General features: G+C 72.2%; 1 protein-coding gene and 1 pseudogene. Both read left to right on the plus strand.

Annotated elements, in window-relative coordinates:
* Positions 1 to 983 (plus strand): tRNA modification GTPase (locus FKV24_RS05705; protein WP_141481688.1); only part of this gene is annotated, 983 nt, incomplete at its 5' end.
* Positions 984 to 1,173: 190 nt separating this feature from the next.
* Positions 1,174 to 1,835 (plus strand): annotated as a pseudogene (locus FKV24_RS05710) (energy transducer TonB); the annotation flags it as partial.

A 1,835-nucleotide genomic window follows, 5' to 3' on the forward strand; every position in this document is an offset into this window, starting at 1 on the left:
CCCAGGCCGAGGCGATCGCCGACCTGATCGCGGCCGCCGACCTGCAGGCGGCGCGGGCGGCGCGGCGGGCGCTGGACGGCGAGTTCTCGCGCCGGGTCGAAGCGCTGGCCGCCGAGTTGCTGGCGGTGCGGGTGCACGTGGAAGCGGCGATCGACTTCGTCGACGAGCCGATCGACACCCTCGGTGGCGCCGCGCTGAAGGCCAGGCTGGCGCGGATCGACGCCGACCTCGATGCGCTGCTGCGGGCGGCCGAGCGTGGCCGCCGTCTGCGCGACGGTCTGCACGCGGTGATCGTCGGTCCGCCCAACGCCGGCAAGAGCTCCCTGCTCAATGCGCTGGCCGGCAGCGAGCGCGCGATCGTCACCGACATCGCCGGCACCACCCGCGACCTGCTGCACGAGACGCTCAGGGTCGACGGGGTGGAAATGACCCTGGTCGACACCGCCGGCCTGCGCGAGGGCGGCGACGCGATCGAGCGCGAAGGCATGCGCCGCGCCGGCACCGAGCTGGGCCGCGCCGACCTGGCGATCGTGGTGCTGGATGCGCGCGACCCCGAGGGCGGTCGCCGCGCGGTCGCCGGGGCGATCGCCGGGGTGCCCGAGCGGCTGTGGGTCCACAACAAGATCGACCTGAGTGGCGATGCCGGCAGCGACAGTGCCGATGCCGGCACCGACACACTATATGTGTCGGCGCAGACCGGCGCCGGCCTGGACGCCCTGCACGCGGCGCTGGGTACGCGCGCCGCCCGCTATGCCGGGGCCGGCGAGGCCGGCGCGTTCAGTGCCCGCACCCGCCACGTCGAGGCCCTGCAGGCGGCGGCGACCGAGCTGGCCGAGGCCCGCCTGCAACTCGACCACGAGGTGCTGGAGCTGGCCGCCGAGGCGCTGCGGCAGGCCCACGACCGCCTCGGCGAGATCACCGGCCGGGTCCATGCCGACGACCTGCTCGGCCATATCTTCTCCAGCTTCTGCATCGGCAAGTGACCGTCAGGGTGCGCACTGCCCCTGTTCAGTTTCCGGGGCGATGTCTACCAATGTTCAACTTGTGCCCTACAGCCATCACGAATGTGCCGCGTATCATGTCCTTGTCATGCGTATGTGCTTGACAAAGCCCTGTGAAGGGGCGATGAAGGGCGCGGCTCGCACATGAGCAAATCAGGGGAGAGTTTCAGCAATGACGTCATACCGTATCCATGATCAGGCGCGCTCTAGGCGCGAGGTCGTCGGCCGCACCGTGCTGCTGGTCGCCCTCGGTCTGGCCCTCGCGGCCTGCGGCAAGGACGAGCCGACACCCACCACGACCGCGCCGGCACCGGCGGCCGAGGCGCCGGCCGAGCCGGCGGTCACCGCTGAAACCGCGGTTTCGGACAAGGTCAACGCGCTGAGCGCCGACGAGCTGCGCCAGGCCGCCCGCAAGGCCTACGCCGAGAACCGCCTGTACGCGCCGGCCGAGGACAATGCGGTCGAGTACTACCTGGCCCTGCGCGAGAAGGCCCCGGCCGACGCCGCGGTGTCCAGCGCGCTGACCGACCTGTTGCCGATGACGGTGATCGCGATCGAGCAGAGCGTGCAGCGCGAGGACTTCAGCGAGGCGCAGCGGCTGTCGGCGCTGCTGGAGCGGGCCGAGCCCCAGCACCCGGCGCTGGCGCGCCTGAAGACCAGCATCGGCAGCCAACAGGAGGCGGTCGCACGGCGCGCCGAGCAGGAGAAGATCACCGCCGAGGAGCAGGCGCGGCGGCAGGAGGAGCTGGAGCGCCAGCGTCTGGCCGACCAGCAGCGCCAGCAGCAGGAGGCCGCGCGCCAGCTCGCCGCCGAGCAGGAGGCCGCGCGTGAGCA

The organism is Marilutibacter maris, from assembly GCF_006546735.2.
In the GTDB taxonomy this organism is placed as follows: Bacteria; Pseudomonadota; Gammaproteobacteria; order Xanthomonadales; family Xanthomonadaceae; genus Marilutibacter; species Marilutibacter maris.